Here is a 355-nt window from a genome sequence, read left to right as displayed (position 1 = left end):
AGTACTCTGTAATTTTTCGCTATGATAAAACCTACTCGGACAAAGGCGCTGGGTCTTTTACGTTTTAGTACTCTGTAATTTTTCGCTATGATAAAACGATAGATGTTCATTGATTTTGTATATGCTAGTTTTAGTACTCTGTAATTTTTCGCTATGATAAAACATAGACAACTGAGATCACCTATGCTAGATGGTTTTAGTACTCTGTAATTTTTCGCTATGATAAAACGATAGATGTTCATTGATTTTGTATATGCTAGTTTTAGTACTCTGTAATTTTTCGCTATGATAAAACTTTGTAAATGGTATGTCAATTCGTATGGAAGTTTTAGTACTCTGTAATTTTTCGCTATGA

This window comes from Veillonella parvula (genome assembly GCF_001553335.1).
Taxonomy (GTDB): Bacteria; Bacillota; Negativicutes; order Veillonellales; family Veillonellaceae; genus Veillonella; species Veillonella parvula_S.
This window is presented reverse-complemented; position numbering follows the sequence as displayed.